We start from the raw sequence: 24,419 nt of genomic DNA, 5'->3' as shown, positions 1-24,419 counted from the left end.
ACCTTCGCGGCCACCTGACCAGCACTTTCGCCTGCCACGTCGGGCGTGCAACGCAATCCGCTCACCGCGCATCGAGCCTTCCCTTTCCGCCGTGCCAAGGCGGCCGAACCCCGGCTCGGCCACCTCGTCGCCCCACCTTCCCTGCGGCGCATCAAAGTCTATGTTGCTCGACATATCCTCTGCCATGCTGTACGGTACCTAGCCAAGTCAGCCACGTGTTGCAGCTCACAACACAAGGGAGTGGAGAGATCGTGCAGCGCCTGGACTGCCGAACGCGCAGCGTCGCCACGACGCCGCACCGGCCGGCGGGAGACGCACATCGCGCGGCAGCGCACCGACCCGCGAGACACACACATCGCGCGGTGGTGACGCCATGGTGATCCGCCTCCTGCGCCGCCTCGGCATCTCGCTCGTGTCCCTGTTCCTGGTGGCGGTGGTCGTCTTCCTGCTGATGCAGGCGGCTCCCGGCGATGCCGCGGAGGCATTGGTGGGCAGCGACGCGACGGCGGCCGAGGTGGAGGCCGCCCGCGAGCGGCTGGGACTCAACGAGCCGCTGGTCGTGCAGTTCGGCAACTGGCTGCTGGCAGCGGTGCAAGGCGACTTCGGCACATCGCTGTACTCGGACCGGCCGGTGATCGACTCGCTGCTGGCGGCGGCGCCCGCCACCATCTCGATCTCCGTCGTCGCGCTGCTGATCGCCGCGGTGCTCGGCGTGACGGCGGGCACCGTCGCCGGGCTGCGCCAGAACAGCTGGGCCGACCGCGGCGTCTCGCTGCTGGCCACCCTGGGCATCGCAATGCCCAACTTCTGGGTCGGCCTGCTGCTGGTCTCGGTGTTCGCGTTCGATCTCGGCTGGCTGCCCGCCACCGGTTACGTGCCCATCGAGCAAGGATTCGGCGACTGGCTGCGGCACGTCATCCTGCCCGCCTTCGCCCTGGCCCTGGCCATGACGGCCGAGGTCGCCAGGCAGACCCGCGGCGGTGTGGTCGACGTGCTCTCCCGGCCCTACATCCTGGCCGCCCGTGCCCGTGGCGCCAGCCGCGGCTGGCTGGTCCGCAAGCACGTCCTGCGCAACTCGGCCATCCCGGTCGTCACGGTCTTCGGGCTGCAGTCGGCGTCCCTGCTGGGCGGTGTCGTGATCATCGAGGCCGTCTTCGGCATCTCCGGATTGGGGACGCTGGCGATCACCTCGGTCGTCCGCCAGGACTACCCGGTCATCCAGGCCTACGTTGTCCTGGTCGCGCTCATCGTCATCGTCATCAACCTGCTGGTCGACATCTCCTACGGCTGGATCAACCCGAAGGTGCGCTCATGACCACGTCAGCTGCGTCGTCCGCGGTCGTGCCGTCCCAGGGAAAGCGGCCCGCCTTCCGCACCGTGCGGCTCATCCTGCGAAGGCCGGCAGGAGCAGTCAGCTTCGCGTTTCTCGTCGGCCTGGTGGTCACGGCGGTGTTCGCGCCCGTCCTCGCCCCGTACGACCCTTATGCCCAAAGCCTCAGCGAGCAGTTCCAAGGTCCGAGCGCCGCGCATTGGCTGGGCACCGACGACTACGGGCGGGACGTGCTCAGCCGCCTGATCTACGCCACCCGCATCGTGGTCGTCGCGCCGGTGGTGGCGGTGGGCATCGCCGTTCTGCTTGGCCTACCGGCCGGGCTGCTGGCCGGCTACCTCCGTGGGCGATTCGACGCCGTGCTCTCGCGCATCGCCGACGCACTGCTGAGCATTCCGGCGATCGTCGCGGCCATCGCCATCGTCGCGGTCCTCGGACCCGGCATCGGACCGACCATGATCGCCATCGGCCTGGTCTTCGCTCCCCGTCTGTACCGCATCGTCCGTGGTGCCACGCTCACCGTGGTCGAAGAGGGCTACATCGACGCCGCGGAATCCATCGGCTGCTCGACCCGCCGGATCCTCTGGGTGCACTGCCTGCCGAACGTGCTGGCCCCGCTGCTGGTGCAGGTCACGCTGATGATGGGTTTCGCGCTGCTGGCGGAGGCGGGCCTGAGCTTCCTCGGGCTCGGCGTGCAGCTGCCGGAAGCGAGCTGGGGATCGATGCTCAAAGCCGCCGCCGACCAGCAGTTCCGCGCCCCCTACGCGGTCGTTCCGCCCGGCGTCTGCCTGACCCTGACCATCCTCGCGCTCAACACGCTCGGCGACGTGGTGCGCGACGTGACGGCCGATCGGAAGAACTCATGAACGCCACCGCTGCTCGGCACGAAACGGTGCTGTCCGTCGACACGTTGCGCCTGGACCTGCTGGGCTCTCCCGGCCAGCCCGGCCTGGTCGAGGACGTGAGCTTCCAGGTGCGCGCCGGGGAGACCGTCGCCCTGATCGGCGAGTCCGGTTGCGGCAAGTCGATCACCTCCCTGGCCGTTCTCGATCTGCTTCCCCCACAGGTCGTCGTCGCGTCCGGGACCATCTCCGTCGCCGGGGAGGACGTCACGGCCGCCACCGCCCGGCGCATGGACGCATTGCGCGGGTCGGTCGTCGGTTCGGTGTTCCAGGACCCCATGTCGAGCCTCGACCCGACGATGACCGTCGGCGCGCAGATCGCCGAGTCCCGGCGGCTGCACCTGCGGGAACCCCGCAAGGTGGCGCTGGAGAGAGCCGTCGAGTTGCTCGAGCTGGTCGGGATTCCCAACCCCCGGGCCCGGGCCGCAGCCTACCCGTACGAGCTGAGCGGGGGCATGCAGCAGCGGGCGTTGATCGCCGCCGCCATCGCCTGCGAACCGCGGTTGCTCATCGCGGACGAGCCGACCACCGCGCTCGACGTCACCGTCCAGGCGGAGATCCTGGAACTGCTGGCCGACCTGCAGCAACGCACCGGGATGGGCATGCTGCTGGTGACCCACGACCTCGGCGTGGTCGCCGGCATCGCCGATCGCGTCGTGGTGATGTACGCCGGCCAGACGGTCGAGCAGGCGCCCACCGAAGAACTCTTCGCCAACCCCGCGCACCCCTACACCAGGGCCCTGCTGTCCTCGGTGCCGCAGGCAGGCAGACGGCTGACCGCCCTGCCGATCATTCCCGGCCGAGTGCCACCGGCGGGCGCCTTCCCCGCCGGATGCCGCTTCCACGATCGCTGCGCCTTCGCCGAGGCACGCTGCCTGGACGGCGAGATCCCCGGGAACCGAGCCGGCCGGCAGAGCCGGTGCCACCAGGCATAGAGTATGTCCAGCCCGGTCGGGAGGATGGTGAGATGAGCAGGCGCAAGAGCCGGATGGACGAGATCGGCGAGGAGAGCCGCCGCCGCATCCTGGACGCTGCCGAAACCCTGTTCGCCAAGAAGGGGTTCGCGCGCACCTCGTTCGTCGACATCGCGGAGTTGTCCGGCATCAGCCGGGGTTCCATCCCGTGGCACTTCGACAACAAGGAAGGCTTGCTCGTCGCCGTCGTCGAGCGCGCGATCGACAAGTTCATCCACGCCGGAACGATCACCAATCCAGGACCGGAAGGCGTGCGGGAGCTCTTCGATCGCGTCAAGGAGTGGCTGCACACCCCCGCCGCCGCCATGCTTTACACGCTGCTGAGCGAGGCGATGTCGAAGGACGGCACGATCCACGAGCACTACGTGCAGTTCTTCGCCAACCGCCGGAAAGCGGCGGCGAACATCCTCGCCTCGGCGGGCGCCGACCAGGGCGACGAGTCGACGTATCACATCGCGGCCGTGGTCAACGGCGCCATCTTCGGCCTCGGCCTGCAGCGGCAGCTCGACCCCGGTTTCGACCTCGACGCGGCCATGGACTGGCTGGAGAAACTGGTCGAAAACATGATCAACAACAAATAGCCCCGGCGCGCCATCGCACCAGGTTCCGACCGTGTCCGCGTCATCTGTCATGGCGTATTCGCCGGTCGAGGCGCTCTGCGCGCAGTGATCATTTTGCGCACGTGCGCGCGCAGTGATCCCAATGCCTCGGGCCCGCCAGCACCGGCCGCCGTCGCATTACGTGCACTGGACCGTGATGTCACTATGTTGATTGACATAGGCTAGATTGCGCGTCTAGATTCGGTGCGGGGGCGACATCCGGGCGAAGAGAGGATCGAGCGTGGCGATTCAGCAATTCGACGGTCGGACGGCATTCATCACCGGTGGCGCCGCGGGCATCGGCCTCGGCATCGCTCGCGCGCTGGCCAAGGAAGGCGCCCGGCTGGCGCTGGTCGACGTCGACCAGGCGGGCCTCGATGCGGCCAAGGCCGAGCTGAGCGAGCTCACCGCCGTCGAGGCACACGTGCTCGACGTGCGCGACCGTGATCGCTACCGCGAAGTGGCCGACGAGGTGGAGACGAAACTCGGGGCGGTGTCGCTGCTGTTCAACAACGCCGGGGTGGCAGGCGGCGAGCCGACGACCGAGATGACCTACGAGACCTGGGACTGGATGGTCGGGGTCAACCTGTTCGGCGTCGTCAACGGCATCCAGACCTTCATGCCGCGCATGCTCGCCCGCGGCGGCGACAGCCACATCGTGAACACCGCATCCGGTGCCGGCCTGGTGGTCATCGGCGCGGGCGTGATGTACACGGCGACGAAATTCGCCGTCGTAGGCATGTCCGAGGCGCTGCGGCACGGCCTGGCCAAGCACGACATCGGGGTCAGCGTCTTGTGCCCCGGCTACGTCGACACCGACATCTTCGCCCACTCCCAAGCATTGAGCCCACGCTCCGGTGGGCGGAAAAGGGACGACCACCCGCATTCGTCCGCGCTGGCCAACGGGGTTTCCCCCGACGACGTGGGAATCATGGTGCTCGAGGCGATCAAGGAGAACCGGCTCTACATCTACACCGACGACATGATCGGCCCGTACCTGGAACAGCGGCATCGCATGCTGCTCGAAGCCCTGGAACCGGTCAGCAAGCACTAGTCAGCGTTTCTTTCTCGGCTTTCTCAGTTCTTCCAGCGCGGAGGCGTACGTGATCGACGAACCAGGCATTCTGCGGGGCGACGAATTCGTCTCGTCGCACGACTTGGACGTGCGCAGCAAGCGGGCCGCGAGCGCGTTGGCATCCCTCGGGGTGACACGTGGCGATTCCGTGGCGTTGCTGATGCGCAACGACATTCCGTTCTTTGAGGCAATGGCGGGCGCCAACATACTCGGTGTTTCCGCGGCGCCGGTGAACTGGCATCTGAAGCCGGAGGAAGTGGCCGACATCGTGCTGGACGCGCGCGCCAAGGTGCTCGTCGGCCACGCCGACTTGGTCCGGCCGCTGCTCGATCTGCTCCCGCCGCACGTCGCGGTGCGCGTCGTCCCGACCCCGGCGGACATCGGTGATGCGTACCGGATCCCGAGCGACCAGCGCGAGGTCCCGGAGGGTGCGACGGAGTGGAACGGGTGGATCGCCGGTTTCGAGCCGCGCACCGACCCGCCGGAACCCGCCCCCTCCGCGATGCTCTACACCTCGGGCACGACCGGCAAGCCCAAGGGCGTGCGCCGCGATCCGGTCACCCGGCCCACCCGGTATCACACCGAGCTGGCCAAGTTCTGCGGTTTCCGGCCGGGCGTCCGGGCGGTGGTCACCGGCCCGATGTATCACGGCGCACCACTGAACTGGGCCAACGGCTGGGTCCGGAGCAAGGGGTTCGTCGTGCTCGCGCCCAAGTTCGACCCGGAGGGCCTGCTGGCCACCATCGAGAAGTACCGGATCACGCACCTGATGCTGGTGCCGATCATGTTCAACCGCCTGCTGCAGCTGCCGGAGGAGGTGCGCAACCGGTACGACGTGTCCTCGCTGCAGCACGTGACCCAGGGAGCGGCACCCTGTCCCCGGCACGTGAAGCGGGCGATGATCGACTGGTGGGGCCCGGTGTTCTACGAGATGTACGGCAGCCTGGAAATCGGCCTGGTCACCGGGGCGGACAGTGCGGAGTGGCTGGCGCACGAGGGCACCGTCGGCAAGCCGCTGCCCGGCGTGGAACTGCGGATCCTGGACGATGAGGGCAACGAGGTCCCGCCCGGTGTGCCGGGTGAGATCTACACCAGGATCGCCGAGCAGCCGGACTTCGAGTACACCAACAACCCGGAGGACCGTCGCAGGATCGAACGTGACGGGTTCCTGACCGCGGGCGACGTCGGCTACGTCGACGAGGACGGGTTCCTGTATCTCAACGACCGCAAGAAGGACATGATCATCTCGGGCGGGGTGAACATCTACCCGCCGCAGATCGAGGAATGCTTGCTCACCATGCCCGGCGTCCGCGACGTCGCGGTGTTCGGCATCCCGGACGACGAGTACGGCGAGTCGGTCGCGGCGGCGGTCGAGCTGGACGGCACGACGCCGGTCACCGCCGACGAGGTCCGGGCTTACGTGCGTGCGCGCATGGCTTCCTACAACGCGCCCAAGGTCGTGGAGTTTCGCGAGATCCCGCGCCTGGAGTCGGGCAAGATCCTCAAGCGGCAGCTGCGGGAGCCGTACTGGCGCGGGGTGGGCCGCACGATCTGAGCCGGACAGGCTCGGGCCTGCGGTCCGCCGGCCGCAGGCCCCTGGCCACCGGCGAAGTCACCAGGACGCGGGCAGGCCGGACAGGGCCACGCGCAGCGAACAGCGCAGCTCAAGCCGGTTCGAACTGCGCCAGCCCGTCCTGGCACCGAGCCGCCCTGGCGAGTGAGCCCGGCGGCCCCGGGATGACCGGTCACTGCCCGGGCCACCAGGACACCAGGGAGACCGGAACGCAGGGCAGGTCGGGCGGGCCATGCGCAGTGGGCGTCGCAGGCCCGCCCTCGGCCACCCAACCAATCAGGCGAACGGGTTGGGCGTCAACGTGTATTTGGTCTGCAAGTACTCGTTGATGCCCTCGGCGCCGCCCTCCCGGCCCAGCCCGGACAGCTTCCAGCCACCGAACGGCGCCGCCGCGTTGGACACCACGCCCATGTTCAGGCCCATCATCCCGCTCTGCAGCCGCTCGATCATGCGCTGCCCGCGGGCCAGGTTCTCCGTGTAGACGTAGGAGACCAGGCCGAAGTCGGTGTCGTTGGCCAGCCGCACCGCCTCGTCCTCGTCGCCGAACGTGGCGATCGGCAGCACCGGGCCGAAGATCTCCTCGCGCAGGATGTCGCTGCCCGGCTGCACGTCGCTCAGCACGGTGGCCGCGTAGAACGAGCCCGGCCGGTCCAGCCGCTGCCCGCCGGTGTGCACCTTCGCGCCTCGCGCGACGGCGTCCTTGACCAGCGCTTCGACCTTCGCCACCGCACGGTCGTCGATCAGCGGGCCGATCGTCACGCCCTCCTCGGTGCCGCGGCCGACCTTGAACGACTTCACCCGCTCGACGATCCGGCGGGTGAACTCCTCCGCCACGTCGGCGTGCACGAGGAACCGGTTGGCCGCGGTGCAGGCCTGCCCGATGTTGCGGAACTTCGCCAGCAGCGCACCCTCGACTGCCTTGTCCACATCGGCGTCCTCGAAGACGATGAACGGCGCGTTGCCGCCCAGCTCCATCGAGGTGCGCAGCACCCGCTCCGACGCCTGCCGCAGCAGGATCTGCCCGACCTGCGTGGACCCGGTGAACGACAGCTTGCGCAGCCGCGGGTCGGTGATGATCGGTTCGGACACCCCGCCGGAGTCGGAGGTGTTGATGACGTTGACCACCCCGGGCGGCAGCCCGGCCTCGACCAGGATCTGCACGAAGGCCGACGTCGTCAGCGGGGTCAGCGCGGCGGGCTTGATCACGACCGTGCAGCCTGCCGCCAGCGCCGGGGCGATCTTCCGCGTCGCCATGGCGAGCGGGAAGTTCCACGGCGTGATCAGGTAGCACGGCCCGACCGGATGCTGCGAGACGATCATCCGGCCGGTGTTCTCCGGGTTGGCCCCGTACCGGCCTTGCACGTGCGCGGCCACCTCGCTGAACCAACGCACGAACTCGTTGCCGTAGGTGACCTCGCCGCGCGACTCCGCCAGCGGCTTGCCCATCTCGATGGTCATCAGCAGCGCGAGGTCTTCGGCCCGCTCCCGCACCAGCTCGAACGTCCGGCGCAGCAGCTCCGCCCGCTCCCGCGCCGGCGTCGCCGCCCAGTCGTCGAACGCCTCGCAGGCGGCGTCCAGCGCGGCTTTGCCGTCGGCGACGGACGCGTCCGCGATCTCCTTGACGACCTCGCCGGTGGCCGGGTCGTGCACCGGCAACGTGCGGCCGCCCTCGGCCGGGCGCCACTGGCCACCGATGAACAGTCCGTCCGGCACGCCGGCCAGCAGCTGCTTCTCTCGCTCGTCGGTCATCGTTCCCGTCCTCTCCGGCCCGCCCCGCGGACCGGTCGCATCGGTCTGGGGATGGGGCAGCTCAACGGATGTAGCGCGCGGCAAGCGCCTCACTGCCCCTGGCGAGCAGCGTGACGTCGGCGCCGACGGCGACGAACGACGCCCCGGCGTCCAGGTACCGCTGCGCGAACTCGGGGTCGAACGCGTTCACCCCCACAGGCTTCCCCCGCGCCCGCACCGCCTCAAACGTGCGCAGCACGGCGGCCACGACGTCCGGGTGGGTCTGCTGCCCGAGCAGCCCCATCGAGGCGGCCAGGTCGGACGGGCCGACGAAGACCCCGTCGACTCCGTCGACCGCGGCGATCTCGCCGGCCGCCTCGACCGCGGCACCGCTCTCCACCTGGACGAACAAGCTGACGTGCCGGTCGCCATCTGCCAGGTAGCCGTCCACCCGGTTCCACCGGGCCGAACGGGCGAGCGCCGACCCGACGCCACGGATTCCGCCCGGCGGGTAGCGCATCGCCGCGACCGCGGCACGGGCTTCCTCGGCCGAGGCGACCATGGGTACCAGGATGTTCTGCGCGCCCAGGTCGAGCACCTGCTTGATGATCACTGCGTCGTTGCTCGGCACCCGGACGACCGTGGTCACCGGGTAGGCGGCCGCGGCCTGCAGCTGGGTGAGGATCGTGGTCAGATCGTTCGGCCCGTGCTCGCCGTCGATCAACAGCCAGTCCAGCCCGGAGCCCGCGCAGATCTCGGCGACCAGCGGGCTGCCGGTGCAGCACCACATGCCGGCCAGCGGCCGGTCGGCGGCTGCCAGCGCATCACGGAAGGTCATTGGAAGCGACACGTGATCGTCCCCATCGGTCCGTAGTCGCACAGCACGCTGTCACCGCGCTCGACCCACATCGGGCGGGTGAAGGAGCCCGCGAGGATGATCTCCCCCGCCTCGAGCCGGTCACCGTGCTGGGACAGCTTGTCCGCCAGCCACGCCACCCCGGTCGCGGGATGGTTGAGCACCCCGGCCGCCACACCGGTCTCCTCGATCGTCTCGTTCCGGTACAGCAACGCCGAGACCCAGCGCAGGTCGACGTCCTCCGGCCGGGTCGGGTTGCCGCCGATCACCATCGCGCCGTAGGCGGCGTTGTCCGCGATGGTGTCGACGATCGTGCGGCCCTCCAGCTCGATGTGGGAGTTCAGCACTTCGAGCGCCGGGATCACGTACTCGGTGGCGCGCAGCACGTCGATCACGGTACGCCCGGGACCCTCCAGCGGGGCGGAGAGCACGAACGCCAACTCGACCTCGATGCGCACGTTGGAGAACGCGTCGAACGGGATCGTCGACCCGCTGGTCCACACGGTGTCGGCGAGGACGACCCCGTAGTCCGGCTCGCTGATACCGGTCGCCGACTGCATCGCCTTCGACGTCAGCCCGATCTTCCGGCCGGCCAGCCGCCGCCCGGCGGCGAGCTGGCGGTCCCGCCAGGTGCGTTGGATGGCGTAGGCGTCCTCGACGTCGGCCTGCGGGTAGCGGGCGGTGATCCGGGGCACCACGGTCCGCTTCCGGTCGGCCTCGGCGAGCTCGTCGGCGATCGCGGTGATCACGTCGGGTTCGAGCATGAATCTCCCTCGAGCTAGGCGGTCAGGGGCGAGCGAGGCTCAGCGCTGGTGACCCAGCGTGTGGCGACTCAGAGCTGGTGGCCCAGCTTGTACTCGCCCTGCTTCCACTCCGGCAGCGGCTTGTCGTCGTCCTTGCGGGTGTAGGAGAACCCGTCGGCGCCGATCGTCACCGCCATTTCCGAGCTGTCCGTGCGAGCGACCACCGGCTTCGGGTTCCCGTCCAGGTCGAGCACCAGCGACGCGTCGGTGTACCAGCTGGGCACCACCGGGTTGCCCCACCAGTCACGCCGCTGGTTGTCGTGCACGTCCCAGGTGACGACCGGGTTGTCCGGGTCACCGGTGTAGTAGTCCTGCGTGTAGATCTCCACGCGGTGGCCGTCCGGGTCGCGCAGATACAGGTAGAAGGCGTTGGACACGCCGTGCCGACCGGGGCCGCGCTCGATGCAGTCGGATCGGCGCAGCGCGCCGAGCTTGTCGCAGATCGCCAGGATGTTGTGCTTCTCGTGCGTGGAGAACGCGACGTGGTGCATGCGCGGCCCGTCACCGCCGGTCATCGCGGTGTCGTGCACGGTCGGCTTGCGCCGCATCCACGCCGCATACACCGTGCCCTGGTCGTCCTGGATGTCCTCGGTGACCCGGAACCCGAGGTGCTGCATGTACGACACGGCCCTCGGCACGTCCGGGGTGACCTGGTTGAAGTGGTCCAGCCGCACCAGCGCGCCCGGCGTGTACAGGTCGTACCGCCACGCAAGCCGCTCGACATGGTCGACGTCGTAGAAGAACTCGTACGGGAAACCGAGCGGGTCCTCGACGCGCACCGTGTCGCCGACGCCCTTGACCCAGCCGTCCTTGCGGCGCTCGATCCGGCAGCCGAGTTCGGAGTAGAACGCGACCGCCTTGTCCAAGTCCTCCGGCGAGCGCACCCGGTAGGAGAACGCAGCCACCGCGGGCACCGGGCCCTGTCGGAGCACCAGGTTGTGGTGGATGAACTCCTCGAGCGTGCGCAGGTAGATCACCCCGTCGGTCTCCTCGGTGACCACGAGGTTCAGCACGTCGACGTAGAACTCGCGCGCGGCCGCGAGGTCGCTCACCACCAGCTCCATCGACGCGCACCGCAGCACCTCCGGTGGCGGCACCGACGGCTTCGGCACGGGGTTGTCGCACACGATCGGGGCTTCCTGCGACACGTAGAACCCGGAGGAGGTCAAGGTCTTGTCGTTCTTGGTCATCTCAGGCGTCCTTGCTCTGATCCGTGGCACGACTGCGGGGCACCGGAGGTGAGCGCCGGTGCTCAGTCGCGCTCCGCCTTGCCGAAGGTGGGGTTGTGCACCTTGCCGAGCGTGATGTGCACGGCCTGCTGGTGCGTGTAGAAGTCGATCGACCGGTAGCCCCCCTCGTGGCCCAGTCCGGAAGCCTTGATGCCGCCGAACGGGGTGCGCAGGTCACGCACGTTGTTGCTGTTCAGCCAGACCATGCCGGCCTCGATCGCGTGCGCGACGTTGTGTGCGCGCTTGAGGTCGTTGGTCCACACGTAGGCGGCCAGCCCGTACTTGGTGTCGTTGGCCAGCGCGATCGCCTCTTCCTCGGTGTCGAACGGCGTGATCGCGACGACCGGGCCGAAGATCTCCTCCTGGAAGATCCGCGCGGTGGGCGGCACGTCGGCGAACACCGTGGGCTCGACGAAGTTGCCGGTGGGGAACGCCTCGGGACGGCCGCCGCCTGCCACCAGCTTGCCCTCGGTCTTGCCGAGCTCGACGTAGCTCATCACCTTCTCGAAGTGCTCCGGGTGCACCAGCGCGCCCACCTCGGTGGCCGGGTCGTGCGGATACCCGACCCGCACCCGCTTGGCCTGCTCGGCGTAGCGCTCGACGAAGGTGTCGTAGATCTCCCGCTGCACGAGGATCCGGGAGCCGGCGGTGCAGCGCTCGCCGTTGAGCGAGAACACGCCGAAGATCGTGGCGTCGACGGCGGCTTCCAGGTCGGCGTCGGCGAACACCACCGCGGGACTCTTGCCGCCGAGCTCCATGCTCAGGCCCTTCAGGTGCGGCGCGGCATTGGCGAAGATGATCTCGCCGGTGCGGCTTTCCCCGGTGAACGAGATCAGCGGCACGTCGGGGTGCTTGACCAGCGCGTCCCCCGCCTGCTCGCCCAGCCCGTGCACCAGGTTGAACACGCCCTGCGGCAGCCCGGCCTCCTCGAAGATGCCCGCCCACAGCGACGCCGACAGCGGCGTGAACTCCGCGGGCTTGAGCACCACGGTGTTACCGGTGGCCAGCGCGGGCGCCAGCTTCCACGACTCCAGCATGAACGGGGTGTTCCACGGCGTGATCAGCCCGGCGACGCCGATCGGCTTGCGGTTGACGTAGTTGACCTGGCGGCCGGGCACCTTGTAGGCGTCGTCGGCCTGCGCCACCACCAGGTCGGCGAAGAACCGGAAGTTCTCCGCCGCGCGCCGTGCCTGGCCGAGGGCCTGGGTGATCGGCAGGCCCGAGTCGAACGACTCCAGCTCGGCCAGCCGCTTGTCGCGGGACTCCACGATGTCGGCGATCCGGTTCAGCACGCGCGCCCGTTCGCGTGGCAGCATCCGCGGCCACGGGCCGTCGGTGAACGCCCGGCGCGCGGCCCGCACCGCCCGGTCGATGTCGGCCGCGCTGCCCGCCGCGCATTTCACGTACGTGGTGTTGCCGACCGGCTCGAGCACGTCGAACGTCGCGCCGTCGATCGAGTCGACGTGCTCGCCGTCGATGTAGTGCTGGATCCGGTCGGGCAGGTCCGCTGGGACGTGGCCAACCGCTGGCTCGTTGACGGTGCTCATGGACGTACCTCCTGACGTCACAGGTCGGGCAGCCGGACCGGCTGGTCGGGGTGGGTGTGGCTGAGGAGCGCTTGCAGCGTGCCCGCGCGGTGGCGGCGCATCGCGTGCTCGATCTCGTGCGCCGGGGCGCGCCGCTCGATCAGGTCGAGCAGCGCGTCGTGCTCGCGCACCGACTCGCGCGCCCGATCAGGCACGAACGCGAAGATCGAGTCGCGCATGTTGCCCAGCCGCGCCCACTCGGCCTCGATCAGCTCGATCAGGCGCCGATTGGGGCAAGCGCGGTAGAGGATTGCGTGGAACTTCTGGTTGAGCACGGTGAACGCGTGCGGGTCGAACCCGAGCGGCGGGTCCAGGATCTCCCGCATGTGGTCGTTGACCTCACGGGCGCGGCGCAGGTCGTCCGGCTTCAGCGTCGGCGCGGCCAGCGCCACCGCGGCCGCCTCGATCAGGCTGAGCGCCTGCATGCTCGCGCTGTAGCGGTCCTCGTCGAGCATCGCCACGTGCGCGCCGACGTTCCGCTCGAACGTCACCAGGCCTTCGGCCTCCAGCTGCCGGATCGCCTCGCGCACCGGCACCACGCTCATGCCCAGCTCGGCGGCGATCGTGCCGAGCACCAGCCGGTAGCCGGGAGTGAACTGGTGGTTGGCGATGCGCTCCTTGATCCACTGGTAGGCGCGCTGCGACTTGCTCTGCTTGGCCGCCTTGGTCTCTGCTTCGGTCACGCCTTCCCCCGCTGCTGCTCGTACCGGGCCCGCCAGGTGGCGTTCATCGGGAACAGCCCGTCCACCGGCTCTCCCGCGGCGACCTGCTCGGCGATCCAGGCGTCCTCTTCCTCCTGCGCCAGCGCGGCGTCGACGACCTCCTCGACGAGCGCACGCGGGATGACCACGACGCCGTCGTCGTCGCCGACGATCACGTCGCCGGGCTGCACCGTCGCGCCACCGCAAGCAATCGTGACGTCGGTGTCCCACGGCACGTGCTTGCGGCCCAGCACCGCGGGGTGCCTGCCGGCGGCGAACACCGGGAGGATGCCGGCGACGGCGGCAGAATCACGGACACCGCCGTCGGTCACCACACCGGCCGCTCCACGGGCGCGGGCGCGCAGCGCGAGGATGTCGCCGAGCGTGCCCGAGCCGGTCTCACCGCGCGCCTCGATGACGATGACCTCGCCCTCGCCGACGCTGTCGAAGCACCGCTTCTGGGCGTTGTAGCCGCCGCCGTGGCTGGCGAACAGATCCGTGCGATGGGGCACGAAACGCAACGTGCGGGCGGTGCCGACCAGTTTGACGCCCGGCTTCAGCGGAGCCACGCCGTCGATCGTCACGTCGTTCAGGCCGCGTTTGCGCAGCTGAGCGGACAATCCGGCGGTCGGGGCCGCCTCGAGCTTGGCGCGCAGCTCCGGCGCCAGGCCCTCCGGCGGCAGTCCCGCGGCCTGGCGTGAACCCCACGCTTCGATCCGCTGCCGGTCGTCGGCCTGCGGCAGCGACCCGAGCGCGGGGTCGAACGGGGTTTGCCCCTGAGCGACGGTGGTGACGAGCCGCCCGGTGGTCGCCCCGGAAGCGGGCTCGTCGACCTCGACCTCGACGACGTCGCCGGGGCCGACGACGCTGGAGCCCGCGGGCGTCCCGGTGAGGATGACGTCGCCGACCTCGAGCGTCATGTGCTGCGACAGGTCGGCCACCAGCTGGGCGAGCGGGAACAGCAGCTTCGCGGTCGTGTCCTCCTGCACGAGGCGACCGTTGACCCATGTCCGCACCCGCAGTCCGGCGGGGTCCAGCGACGCGGCGTCCAACAGCGCCGGGCCGATCGGGGTATATCCGTCCCGGCCCTTGGACCGCACGTTCGAGCCCTTGTCGGCTGCGCGCAGGTCGTAGACGCCCAGGTCGTTGGCCGCCGTCACCCAGCCGACGTGCCGCCACGCCTCGGCGAGCGGGACGCGCCGCGCCTCGGTGCCGATCACCAAGGCGATCTCGCCCTCGAAGGCCAGGAGCTCGGTGCCCGCCGGGCGCTCCGCGGTGCCGCCCGACGGCGCGAGAGAGCTCGACGGCTTGAAGAAGTAGGAGGGATGGGCTGGCCGGCGCCCACGCTGCTCAGCCCGCGAGGCGTAGCTGAGGTGGACGGCCACGATCTTGCCGGGCCGGCGCGGCAGCACACCGAAGCGGCTGTCGCTCGCGGGATCCCCGGCGGACTGCTGCGGTGAAGTCATGAGCTCCCTTCACACCCTTGTGTTGTATCCGAAATCGTATACGATACCCGCGCAGAGGGGCAAACGGAGCGCAGCAGGGCAAACGGCGCACCAGGCCCCGGCACACGCGATAACGACGTCACCCCAGTCGTCTGACACCGACGTCACGACACCCAGCGGGAGTTCTCATGAACACCTCGGACGCCACCAACGGCGGTGGCATCAGCGCCAGAGAGCGGCGCCGCGTCGTCGCTGCCACCGTCGTCGGGACCACCGTCGAGTGGTACGACTTCTTCATCTATTCCTCGGCGGCCGCACTCGTGCTGCCGACGTTGTTCTTCGAGGGCCTCAGCGGTCCCGCGGCCACCATCGTCGGGTTCACCACCGTCGGCATCAGCTTCCTGTTCCGGCCGTTCGGCGCTTTCCTCGCCGGCCACCTCGGCGACCGCTACGGCCGCCGGGTCGTACTCGTGTTCACGCTCGTGCTCATGGGTGCGTCCACCGCGCTGATCGGTGTGCTGCCCACGTACGAGACCGCAGGCGCCATCGCGCCGATCCTGCTGATGCTGCTGCGCGTGCTGCAGGGCATCTCGGCCGGTGGTGAATGGGGCGGCGCCGCGCTGATGGCGTGCGAGCACGCGCCGGTGGACAAGCGCGGCCTGTTCGGCGCGGGCCCGCAGATCGGTGTGCCGCTCGGTCTCATCGGGTCGGCGGGCGCGATGGCGATCATGAGCCAGATCGCCCCCGGCGACGAATTCCTCGAGTGGGGCTGGCGGGTGCCGTTCCTGCTGTCGGTGGTGCTCATCGGTGTCGGCTACTACGTGCGCCGCAAGGTCGAGGAGAGCCCGGTCTTCACCGAGATCAAGCGGCGGGCGGCGCAGAGCAAGACCCCGATCGTCCAGCTGTTCCGCAGGCACACGGTGCTGGTGCTGCTGGCCGCGCTGGTGTTCGCGGGCAACAACTCCGTCGGCTACATGACCACCGGCCCGTTCCTGCAGAACTACACCATCAACCCGGACGGGCCGCTCGGCCTGCCCCGCGCCGACGTGCTGTGGATGGTCGTCGGTGGCGCGGTGGTGTGGCTGATCTCCACCCTGGTGGCCGGCTGGGTCAGCGACAAGATGGGCCGCCGCAACACCTTCGTGCTCGGCTGGGTGCTGCAGGCCGCCGGTGTGCTGGCGCTGTTCCCGCTCATCCACCTCGGCTCGATCGCTTCGGTGTTCGCCGCGTTCGCCGCGCTCAGCGTCGGCCTCGGCTTCACCTACGGCCCGGTGTCGGCCTACTACGCCGAGCTGTTCCCGGCGTCCATCCGGTTCTCCGGTGTCTCGATCGCCTACGCGATCGGGTCGATCGCCGGTGGCGCGTTCGCCAGCACCATCGCCCAGGCGCTGCTGGAGGCCACCGGCAGCACCGGTTCGGTGACGATGTACCTGCTCGGGATGACCGCGGTCGGACTTGTCGCGACCTTGCTCATCCGCGACCGTTCGGGTATCCCGCTCGGGGCAGACCACGAGGATGTGCAGGCAGCCAGCCCGATCCTGGGAGCAAGCCGGGCATGAGCCGGTCGTATCCCGGCACGGCGACCGCGGTGATCGCCGCGGTCGCCGTGCCGTGCAGGCAAGAGCAGTAAGGAGCACCTGATGCAGTTCCACCACCACGGCTACGTCTCCGCCGACCCGCGCGTCCTGCCCGCCGCGGGCACCGGCATCGACCGGCCCTCGGAGCTGCCCGACGAGATGGACGTGCTCATCGTCGGCTCCGGCCCGGCAGGCATGCTGCTCGCTGCGCAGATGTCGCAGTTCCCCGAAGTCGTCACGCGGATCATCGAGCGGAGGGACGGCAGGCTCAAGCTCGGCCAGGCCGACGGCATCCAGCCGCGCAGCGTGGAGACCTTCCAGGCGTTCGGGTTCGCCGAGCGGATCATCGCCGAGGCCTACAACATCGGCTGGATGAACTTCTGGGGCCCCGACCCGGAGGATCCGAGCCGGATCGTGCGCACGTCGCGGACCGAGGACTACGGGTACAAGATCAGCGAATTCCCCCACCTGATCGTCAACCAGGCCCGGGTGCTCGACTACTTCGCCGAGGCGGCGCGCAACGGTCCGGCTCGGATCGTGCCGGACTACGGCGTCGAGATGGTCGACCTGAAGGTGCTGGAGGACGGCGACTACCCGGTGGAGGTCACCGTCCGCTACACCGCGGGCGAGCGGGAAGGCGAGACCCGCGTCGTGCGCGCCAAGTACGTCGCGGGCTGCGACGGCGCGCACAGCCGGGTGCGCGACGCCATCGGCCGCAAGCACGTCGGCGACTACGCCAAGCACGCGTGGGGCGTGATGGACGTGCTGGTCAACACCGACTTCCCGGACTGGCGGATCAAGTGCGCCATCACGTCCCAGGCGGGCAACATCCTGCACATCCCGCGGGAAGGCGGCTACTTGTGCCGGATGTACATCGACCTCGGCGAGGTGGAGCCGGAGGACTTCGAGCGGGTGCGCAAGACCCCGATCGAGGAGATCATCCGCCGGGCCAACGCGATCCTGCACCCGTACTCGATCGACGTGCAGCAGGTCGCCTGGAACAGCGTCTACATCGTCGGGCACCGGGTGACCGACAAGTTCGACGACGTCCCGGAAGGCGCGGACCGCACACCACGGGTGTTCCTCGCCGGCGACGCCTGCCACACGCACAGCGCCAAGGCGGGCCAGGGCATGAACGTGTCCATGCAGGACGGCTTCAACCTCGGGTGGAAGCTCGGCCTGGTGGCCAGCGGCCGTGCCCCGGAGTCGCTGCTGCACACCTACTCGGCGGAGCGGCAGCCGGTGGCCCAGCAGCTGATCGACTTCGACCGTGAGTGGTCGTCGCTGATGGCCCGCAAGCCGGAGGAGATCGAGGACCCGGACGAGCTGGCCAACTACTACCTGGCCACCGCGGAGTTCCCGTCCGGGTTCATGACCAAGTACGAGCCGTCCATGATCGTCGGCACCGACGAGTACCAGCACCTGGCCACCGGGTTCCCGCTCGGCATGCGGTTCAAGTCGGCCAAGGTGACGCTGGCCTGCGACGGCAACGTCATCCACCTGGGCCACCACGCCAAGGCCGACGGCCGCTGGCGGGTGTACGCGTTCGCCGACCGTCCCGGCCCGCACGAGCCGTCCGCGCTGCGGGAGTGGGCGGAGTGGATGGGCACGGCGGAGGACTCCCCGCTGCTGCGCCACACGCCGCCGGACGCGGACCCGGACTCCGTGCTGGACGTGAAGGTCATCTACCAGCAGGGGTTCGCCGACATCGACGTCACCAAGGTGCCCCCGGTGTTCCGGCCGAAGTCGGGCCCGCTGGGCCTGGTCGACTGGGAGAAGGTGTTCGCGGCGAAGCCGACGGTGTGGTGCGACACCGACATCTTCGAGGAGCGAGGACTGTCGCGCGACGGCGTCGTGGTCGTGGTGCGGCCGGACCAGTACGTCGCGGCGATCCTTCCGCTGACCGCGCGCGCCGAGCTCGCCGAGTTCTTCTCCCGTAGCCTGCTCCCCCAGCGTTGACGTGCGGTCGCACCCCGATCGCACCGCATGCGCACAGCCGGCTGCACCGCCGGTGCGGCAACGGCCGGTAGCCACCGCCGGTGGCGCCCCGGGCAACCCTCGGGGCGCCACCCACACAACCTCACGGAGGTTCGCGTGACCACCCTCTCCGCACACGTCGCCCACACCCTGTCCCGGCACGTCGACCACGTGTTCGGGGTGATGGGCAACGGCAACGCCCACCTCATCGACGCGCTCGATCGCGGCACCGACGTCGGCTACACGCCGATGCGTCACGAGGTCGGCTGCGTCGTGGCCGCCGATGCCTACTTCCGGGCGTCCGGCAGGCTGGCCGCCGCGACCGCGACCTATGGCGCCGGGTTCACCAACACGATCACCGCGCTCGCCGAAGCGGCCCAGGCCCGGGTGCCGCTGATCCTGATCGCGGGCGAAGCGCCCACCTCCGGGCACCGCCCGTGGGACGTCGACCAGATCGCGCTCGCCTCGGCGGTCGGGGCCCGCACCTACACCGTGGGGCGGGCGGACGCAGGCGGCACGGTGATCCTCGCCGTCGAGCACGCCCTGAGCTATCGCGTGCCCGCGGTCCTCGCCCTGCCTTACGACGTCGTGACGACGGAGGTGGTGACGACCTCGACCCAGGGCGGGGCGGCGGAGACCGAGCCACCCGAGCCGCGGCTGCTGGACCCGCTGCGGCCGACCGGTCCGTTCGCCGAGGCCCAGGTGCGGAGGTTCGCCGAGCGGCTGGCGAGCGCGCAGCGTCCCCTGCTGCTCGCCGGGCGGGGTGCATGGCTGTCCGGGGCAGGGCCGGTGCTGCGGCAGGTGGCCGACCGGCTCGGGGCGCTGACGACCACGACCGCGCTGGGGCGTGGCCTGTTCGACGACGCCTACGACCTGGGCGTGGCCGGCGGCTTCGGCGCCGACGGGGCGATGAAGCTGGTGGCCGAGGCCGATGTCGTGCTGGTGGTCGGGGCCGGGTTGAACCAGTTCACCATGCGGTTCGGGCAGTTGTTCGGGCCCGGTGCCGAGGTGTTGCAGGTCGACGTGGCCGGGACCGCGACGCACCCGTTCGTCAGCGGCTACGTGCGCGGTGACGCCCGGCTGGTGACGGAGCGGTTGCTCGACGAGCTCGACCGGATCGGGGCCAAGCCGAGCGGATGGCGGGAATCGGTGGACGTCGCCGCCGCCCGCGCCTACGAGCCCGGGGAAGAGCTGGCGCCGGACGGGCGGCTCGATCCGCGCAGCACCGCCCGCCGGATCGCCGAGCTGCTGCCGGAAGACCGCGTGGTGGTGTCCGACGGCGGCCACTTCATCGGCTGGGCGAACATGTACTGGCCGGTCGCCTCGCCGGACCGGATGATCATGGTGGGCACCGCGTTCCAGTCGATCGGGCTCGGGTTCCCGAGCGTGGCCGGTGCGGCCAGGGCGAAGCCCGAGTCGACGGTCGTGCTGACCACCGGCGACGGCGGAGGGCTGATGGCGGCCGCCGACCTGGAGTCCGCGGTGCGGGTGGCCGGCGGCCGCGGGATGGCGGTCGTGTGGAACGACGGCGCGTACGGCGCCGAGGTGCACGTCTACGGCCGCCAGGGCCTGGCTCGCGCGCCGATGGTCATCGACGAGGTCGACTTCGCCGCGCTTGCCCGCGCAGTGGGCGCGGAAGGCGTCGTCGTGCGCAAACTGGACGACCTCGACGCGCTCGCCGAATGGCGTGAGCGGCCGCCGCAGCAACGTCCGTTCCTGCTGCTCGACTTGCGCGTCTCCCCCAAGGTCGTGGCGCCGTATCAGGAGGAGATCCTGCGCGCGAACACCTCGGCACGTCCGCCGTCCTGATCGCGGCCCGGCGGCACCGCGCAACGGCTGAGGTCGCCGCCCGCGCCGCCGAAGGCCAGGGCGGCCGGACGCTCAGACCGCGCGGCTGCGCAACGACCGCAATGGCGGTCGGTAGGCCGTGGTCAGCTGGCTGACCACCGGCTCTGCCGCGGAGCCGCGCCGGAACTGGGTGAGCGTGGTGGCTGGCTGGTCGACCGGAATCATCCGGCCGTAACGCTCCAGCCGGTCGTTGACGGTGAGCATGATCTGGCCGGCCATCACGCCGAGGTCGTGCAGCGACTGGTGCCGGTGCTTGCGCTGCCCCAGATCCACCTGGGCGAGCGCGTCCAGGCCGACCAGCTCGTGCAGATCGATCAGGTGGCCGATCTCGACGCCGTAGTGCGCCATGAACGGGATCTGCTCCAGCACGTCACGCCTGCCCGCGTATTCGCCTGCCAGCGGCTGGACGAAGCCGGCGAGCGACGGCCAGTGCATGTTCAGCAGCGGCCGGGCGACCAGTTCGGTGACCCGCCCGCCTGCGTCCTGTTGGACCTCGTCGGCGCCGACGAACGGGCGCCGGTAGAAGCCCTTGACGTAGACCACCGACTCGTCGGCCAGCAGCGGCCCGACCAGCCCGGTGACGTAGCTGGCGGAGAACTCGCGCAAGTCGCCGTCCACGAAGACCACCAGGTCGCCCGAGGACGCGGCGACCCCCTTCCACAACGCCTCCCCTTTGCCGTACATCGGTGGCAGCTGGGCCAGGACGTCCTGCTCGGCGACCACGGTCGCCCCTGCTTCGGCAGCCACCCGCGCGGTGGCGTCGGTGGACCGCGAGTCGACCACCAGCAGCTCGTCCACCAGGCCGGCGCCGTCGACCAGCTCCCGGCGGATGGTGCGGACGATCTCGCCCACGGTCGACGATTCGTTGCGGGCCGGGATGACCACGCTGATGGTGGTGGCGCCTTTCCACGCCAGCAGGTCGTCCAGCGCCCAGTCGGCCGCGCGGCTGGTGCGCCGCCGCAGCCACTGCTCGACCTGCCACGACAGTGCGGTCACTCGGTTCGCCTGGTCCGTCATCTCGGCCTCCCCATCGTCGCCCGCCGGCGCGAGTGCCGACGGTCGGTGCCGCAACAGTGGGTGATGCGGATTTCCCGCCTGAGCCCGTGAGGGAACGGTCGTGTTACAGCGCGGCCGGTCGCGACCGGTGCCACGTCGCACGGCCCGGTCACCGACAGGGCCCGGCCGAGTGAACTCGGCCAGTCGGAGGTTATCCAACGGCCATCGTGGGCAACCCACCCGACGCGTCCCCTCCGGCCGGGGGATCTCGCGTTGCGGCGCGACCTCGCCCCGGCTGGGATGGACGCGACGGGAGCCGACACCGCCGGGTAGCGAGCCCGGGCGACGGGTGCGAAGCGCCGCCCGGGCTCACTGCGGTGCCGGACGACGACCCCGGCCCGGCCGGGAACGAGGAGGAATGCACGCCATGGTCGACTTCGGCAAGCTCGCCAACAAGGCCAAACAGGCACTCAGCCAGCACAGCGACAAGGTCACCGGGGGGATCGACAAGGCGGCAGGTTTCGCCAAGGAGAAGTTCAAGGGCAAGGCGGAGGCCATCGAGAACGTGGCCGAGAAGGCCAAGGGCTTCGTGGCGGGCCAGAGCGGCAAGGGGGATGCCCGGCCTACCGACGAAGCCGGCGGGGGCGGGCACAGCAGCAAGGGCGCGAGCGACCATGGCTCCGCCGGGCGCGGACCCGGCAGCCCACAAGGCTCGGACACCCCGTCCACCGGCCGCGGACCCGGCAGTCCACAAGGCTCGAGCACGTCATCGACCAGCCACCGCCCAGGGAGTGCCACCGCGGACGACCAGCCCAGCACCACCGGCCGCGGACCCGGCAGTCCACAAGGCTCGGACACCTCGTCCACTGGGCGCAGACCCGGCAGCCCGCAGGAAGGCAAGGGCAGCTCCAGCCCCGGCAAGTCCGACCGCGAATCAGCCGGCGACCAAAACACCTATCGGTGGGACTAGTCAGGCACAGCTCTTTCGCAGGCTTCCGGCACAGGAACGCGGCGACCGCACCCACTCGGGCCTCTCGTCGCCGATTTGCTGGCCGGGAGCCTGCGTCGTTTCATCCGCGCCGCACAGCGCTCACTGCTCACTCGGACCTGGCACCCGCCCGATCGCTGCGCCGCCTTCCACCTCGGTGATCCGCCCGCCTTGCTCGCCCAGGGCCAGGAGCGCTTCCGCGGCGTCCGGAGCCCGCAGGTCGATGCGCACCGACGTGGAGGCGGCCGCGCGCAGCGCGGCGAGGGCGCGCCTTGCCTCGTGACCGGCCTCGATGGTCGCGGCGAGCGATCCGGTCGACGCCAGGGATCCGCGCGCAGCACCCAGCATCCCCAAAGCCGCATCCAGCGCAGGCAACAACGCCGCGCGGTTCCCTTCGGTCATGGCACGCACCAGGTCCACCCTGGTGCCCGCCACCCGCGTGCCGTCGGTGAACGACCCGGCCGCGAGCGACAGCGTCAGCGGGCCTGCCTCCGCACCGACCGCGGCGAGCACCGCCGCCAGCACGTGCGGCAGATGCGAGATCCGGGCAACCGCGGCGTCGTGCAGCTCCGGCGTCACCGGCACGACCTGCGCGCCGAGCTCCAGCGCCAGGTGGGCGATCTCCGCCCACCACGCCAGCTCCGTGCCGTGCGCCAGGCACAACGCCCACGCCGCGCCGTCGAACAGATCCGCCCGGCCGGCCGACCACCCCGACTCGGCCGTCCCCGCCATCGGATGCCCGCCGACGAATCGGGCCTCCGGCACCGCACGACGGACGATCTCCTGCACCGGCTGCTTGACGCTGACCACGTCGGTGAGCAGTACGCGCGGGGCGTGCTCCGCGACGTCGCTCAGCACCGACTCGACCGCGGTCAGCGGCACGGCAATGACGACGATCGCGTCCCGCTCCGCCGCCCGGCTCAGCGCCTCGGGCAGGGACGTGGTCGCGTCGAAGCCCTCCGCTCGTGCTGCCGCGACATCCTCCTCGGACCTGGCCGCACCCCAGACCTGCCGTTCCGCCTTGGCTGCCGCACGCAGCACGGAACCGCCGATCAAGCCGAGTCCGACCACACACACGTCGCGCACAGTGCGCCAGTGTGCCCTATGCCACTGACGGTCCGGCCGGGGGCCGCCGTCGACGCAACCGCCGGTTGGCCGACGCGCTGATCTCGCGCATTCCGCCAATTGGGCCTACCGTGGCGTCATGACGGCAGCATTCGCCGGGGACATGCGATGACTGCTCGAGAACCGGTCGCCGGCTTCGCGATGGCAGCCGCCCTGGAACGGGGTGCCTGGTGGTGCAATCCGCTCTCCACGAACGCCCTGACCAGCCTGGACACCGCGCTCACCGAAGTGCGCGCCATCGCCGTGGAAGGGGCGGTGCTCGGCCTGCTGAACGTCGACGACGAGTTCTTCGTGCTGCTGCGCCCGGCGCCCGGAGGGGCAGAACTGCTGTTGTCGGACGCCTCCGCCGCGCTCGACTACGACATCGCCGCCGACGTGCTGGATATGCTGCGTGTGCCGACGCCCGACGAGGACGACGACGCCGTCTGGCCGGAAGGTGACCTGGCCATCGTCGCCGACCTGGGGCTGCCAGCCGAGGAGCTCGCGATGATCGCCGGTGACATGGGCCTCTACCCGGACGAACAGCTCCGGATGATCGCGCAGCGGTGCGGCTTCGGCGACCAGTACGACGAAGCGGTGAAACGGACAGCCAAGCGGCCCTGACCATGCCGGTGGAACCCGAGAAGGCGATACGCGCCGCGCTGGCCCACGCCCAAGCGGCCGGTGACGCCGACGTGCCCATCGGTGCCGTGGTGTTCAGCCCGAAGGGAGAGCTGCTGGCGGGCGCGGCCAACGCGCGCGAAGGCCTCGGCGATCCCACCGCGCACGCGGAGATCCTGGCGCTCAGGCAGGCGGCCGCTCAGTGGGGCGACGGGTGGCGGCTGGAAGGATGCACGCTCGCGGTGACCGTCGAGCCCTGCACCATGTGCGCGGGCGCGGTCGTGCTCTCCCGGGTGTCCCGGTTGGTCTTCGGCGCCTGGCAGCCGCGCACCGGCGCGGTCGGCTCGCTGTGGGACGTGGTCCGTGACCGCAGGCTGAACCACCGGCCGGAAGTCCTCGGCGGTGTGCTGGAGGACGAGTGCGCCGCGCTGCTGGAACGATTCTTCGCCGGACACCGTGACACCTGCGAGTGAACCCGCGGCACGGCTCGTCGCTTTTGCGGTGATC

Annotated in this window: 21 protein-coding genes; 12 read left to right on the top strand and 9 right to left on the bottom strand. The window is 70.3% G+C overall.

Features of this window, described 5'->3' with window-relative positions; genetic code table 11:
- Window positions 1-373: 373 nt before the first annotated feature.
- The 6 genes from YWY_RS0116130 to YWY_RS0116105 all read left to right on the top strand — a co-directional run bounded on the left by YWY_RS0116130 (window position 374) and on the right by YWY_RS0116105 (window position 6,435).
- Complete coding sequence (locus tag YWY_RS0116130; protein ID WP_028848463.1) at window positions 374-1,315, top strand: ABC transporter permease; 942 nt, start codon at window positions 374-376, stop codon at window positions 1,313-1,315.
- Window positions 1,312-2,196 carry an ABC transporter permease gene (locus YWY_RS0116125; RefSeq protein ID WP_028848462.1) on the top strand — a complete coding sequence of 295 codons (885 nt, stop codon included), beginning with the start codon at window positions 1,312-1,314 and terminating at the stop codon, window positions 2,194-2,196. The genes YWY_RS0116130 and YWY_RS0116125 overlap by 4 nt, the downstream gene beginning before the upstream one ends.
- Window positions 2,193-3,167, top strand: a complete 975-nt coding sequence (locus tag YWY_RS0116120) for an ABC transporter ATP-binding protein (RefSeq protein ID WP_028848461.1) — start codon at window positions 2,193-2,195, stop codon at window positions 3,165-3,167. Before YWY_RS0116125 ends, YWY_RS0116120 begins: the two co-directional genes overlap by 4 nt.
- A gap of 32 nt (window positions 3,168-3,199) precedes the next feature.
- Entirely contained in the window at window positions 3,200-3,787 is a 588-nt protein-coding gene (locus YWY_RS0116115; protein WP_028848460.1) for a TetR/AcrR family transcriptional regulator, read from the top strand.
- Window positions 3,788-4,046: 259 nt separating this feature from the next.
- Complete coding sequence (locus YWY_RS22400) at window positions 4,047-4,859, top strand: SDR family NAD(P)-dependent oxidoreductase (protein ID WP_211227629.1); 813 nt, start codon at window positions 4,047-4,049, stop codon at window positions 4,857-4,859.
- A gap of 49 nt (window positions 4,860-4,908) precedes the next feature.
- The gene (locus YWY_RS0116105; protein ID WP_038045460.1) at window positions 4,909-6,435 is read left to right on the top strand and encodes an AMP-binding protein; all 1,527 of its coding nucleotides are present in this window, start codon (window positions 4,909-4,911) and stop codon (window positions 6,433-6,435) included.
- Window positions 6,436-6,729: 294 nt separating this feature from the next.
- On the opposite strand, the gene YWY_RS0116100 is transcribed toward YWY_RS0116105, so the two are convergent.
- From YWY_RS0116100 to YWY_RS0116070, 7 genes are all read right to left on the bottom strand, one after another.
- Window positions 6,730-8,202, bottom strand: a complete 1,473-nt coding sequence (locus YWY_RS0116100) for an NAD-dependent succinate-semialdehyde dehydrogenase (RefSeq protein WP_028848458.1) — start codon at window positions 8,200-8,202, stop codon at window positions 6,730-6,732.
- Between the two features lie 61 nt (window positions 8,203-8,263).
- The gene (locus YWY_RS0116095) at window positions 8,264-9,019 is read right to left on the bottom strand and encodes an HpcH/HpaI aldolase family protein (RefSeq protein WP_038045458.1); all 756 of its coding nucleotides are present in this window, start codon (window positions 9,017-9,019) and stop codon (window positions 8,264-8,266) included.
- Window positions 9,016-9,801 carry a fumarylacetoacetate hydrolase family protein gene (locus YWY_RS0116090; RefSeq protein WP_028848456.1) on the bottom strand — a complete coding sequence of 262 codons (786 nt, stop codon included), beginning with the start codon at window positions 9,799-9,801 and terminating at the stop codon, window positions 9,016-9,018. Before YWY_RS0116090 ends, YWY_RS0116095 begins: the two co-directional genes overlap by 4 nt.
- A 68-nt stretch (window positions 9,802-9,869) precedes the next feature.
- Window positions 9,870-11,030: a 3,4-dihydroxyphenylacetate 2,3-dioxygenase gene (hpaD, locus tag YWY_RS0116085; RefSeq protein ID WP_028848455.1), complete on the bottom strand. Its 1,161-nt coding sequence runs from the start codon at window positions 11,028-11,030 to the stop codon at window positions 9,870-9,872.
- Between the two features lie 62 nt (window positions 11,031-11,092).
- Window positions 11,093-12,616 carry a 5-carboxymethyl-2-hydroxymuconate semialdehyde dehydrogenase gene (gene hpaE / locus YWY_RS0116080; protein WP_028848454.1) on the bottom strand — a complete coding sequence of 508 codons (1,524 nt, stop codon included), beginning with the start codon at window positions 12,614-12,616 and terminating at the stop codon, window positions 11,093-11,095.
- Window positions 12,617-12,633: 17 nt separating this feature from the next.
- Window positions 12,634-13,338 (bottom strand): GntR family transcriptional regulator, encoded by a 705-nt coding sequence (locus tag YWY_RS0116075; RefSeq protein WP_028848453.1) that lies wholly within the window; start codon window positions 13,336-13,338, stop codon window positions 12,634-12,636.
- Complete coding sequence (locus tag YWY_RS0116070; protein WP_028848452.1) at window positions 13,335-14,822, bottom strand: fumarylacetoacetate hydrolase family protein; 1,488 nt, start codon at window positions 14,820-14,822, stop codon at window positions 13,335-13,337. Before YWY_RS0116070 ends, YWY_RS0116075 begins: the two co-directional genes overlap by 4 nt.
- A 167-nt stretch (window positions 14,823-14,989) precedes the next feature.
- Here YWY_RS0116070 and YWY_RS0116065 point away from each other — a divergent pair, with 167 nt between their 5' ends.
- The 3 genes from YWY_RS0116065 to YWY_RS0116055 all read left to right on the top strand — a co-directional run bounded on the left by YWY_RS0116065 (window position 14,990) and on the right by YWY_RS0116055 (window position 20,164).
- Window positions 14,990-16,360 carry an MFS transporter gene (locus tag YWY_RS0116065; RefSeq protein WP_028848451.1) on the top strand — a complete coding sequence of 457 codons (1,371 nt, stop codon included), beginning with the start codon at window positions 14,990-14,992 and terminating at the stop codon, window positions 16,358-16,360.
- Between the two features lie 81 nt (window positions 16,361-16,441).
- On the top strand, window positions 16,442-18,337 hold the full coding sequence (locus tag YWY_RS0116060; RefSeq protein WP_028848450.1) for an FAD-binding monooxygenase: 1,896 nt from the start codon (window positions 16,442-16,444) through the stop codon (window positions 18,335-18,337).
- Between the two features lie 135 nt (window positions 18,338-18,472).
- A complete protein-coding gene (locus YWY_RS0116055; RefSeq protein ID WP_028848449.1) occupies window positions 18,473-20,164 on the top strand; it encodes a thiamine pyrophosphate-binding protein in 1,692 nt (563 codons plus the stop codon).
- Window positions 20,165-20,236: 72 nt separating this feature from the next.
- On the opposite strand, the gene YWY_RS0116050 is transcribed toward YWY_RS0116055, so the two are convergent.
- Window positions 20,237-21,220, bottom strand: a complete 984-nt coding sequence (locus tag YWY_RS0116050; protein ID WP_028848448.1) for a glucosyl-3-phosphoglycerate synthase — start codon at window positions 21,218-21,220, stop codon at window positions 20,237-20,239.
- A 397-nt stretch (window positions 21,221-21,617) separates the two neighbouring features.
- Here YWY_RS0116050 and YWY_RS23385 point away from each other — a divergent pair, with 397 nt between their 5' ends.
- Complete coding sequence (locus tag YWY_RS23385; RefSeq protein WP_051310350.1) at window positions 21,618-22,169, top strand: antitoxin; 552 nt, start codon at window positions 21,618-21,620, stop codon at window positions 22,167-22,169.
- Between the two features lie 120 nt (window positions 22,170-22,289).
- On the opposite strand, the gene YWY_RS0116040 is transcribed toward YWY_RS23385, so the two are convergent.
- Complete coding sequence (locus YWY_RS0116040; RefSeq protein WP_038045676.1) at window positions 22,290-23,258, bottom strand: prephenate dehydrogenase; 969 nt, start codon at window positions 23,256-23,258, stop codon at window positions 22,290-22,292.
- Between the two features lie 162 nt (window positions 23,259-23,420).
- Between YWY_RS0116040 and YWY_RS0116035 the strand changes: the two genes are divergently transcribed.
- Window positions 23,421-23,915 (top strand): tRNA adenosine deaminase-associated protein, encoded by a 495-nt coding sequence (locus YWY_RS0116035; protein WP_028848446.1) that lies wholly within the window; start codon window positions 23,421-23,423, stop codon window positions 23,913-23,915.
- A 2-nt stretch (window positions 23,916-23,917) separates the two neighbouring features.
- Window positions 23,918-24,385: a nucleoside deaminase gene (locus YWY_RS0116030; RefSeq protein ID WP_038045456.1), complete on the top strand. Its 468-nt coding sequence runs from the start codon at window positions 23,918-23,920 to the stop codon at window positions 24,383-24,385.
- The last annotated feature ends 34 nt before the right edge of the window (window positions 24,386-24,419 follow it).

It is taken from the genome of Thermocrispum agreste DSM 44070 (genome assembly GCF_000427905.1).
In the GTDB taxonomy this organism is placed as follows: domain Bacteria; phylum Actinomycetota; class Actinomycetes; order Mycobacteriales; family Pseudonocardiaceae; genus Thermocrispum; species Thermocrispum agreste.
This window is presented reverse-complemented; position numbering and strand designations above follow the sequence as displayed.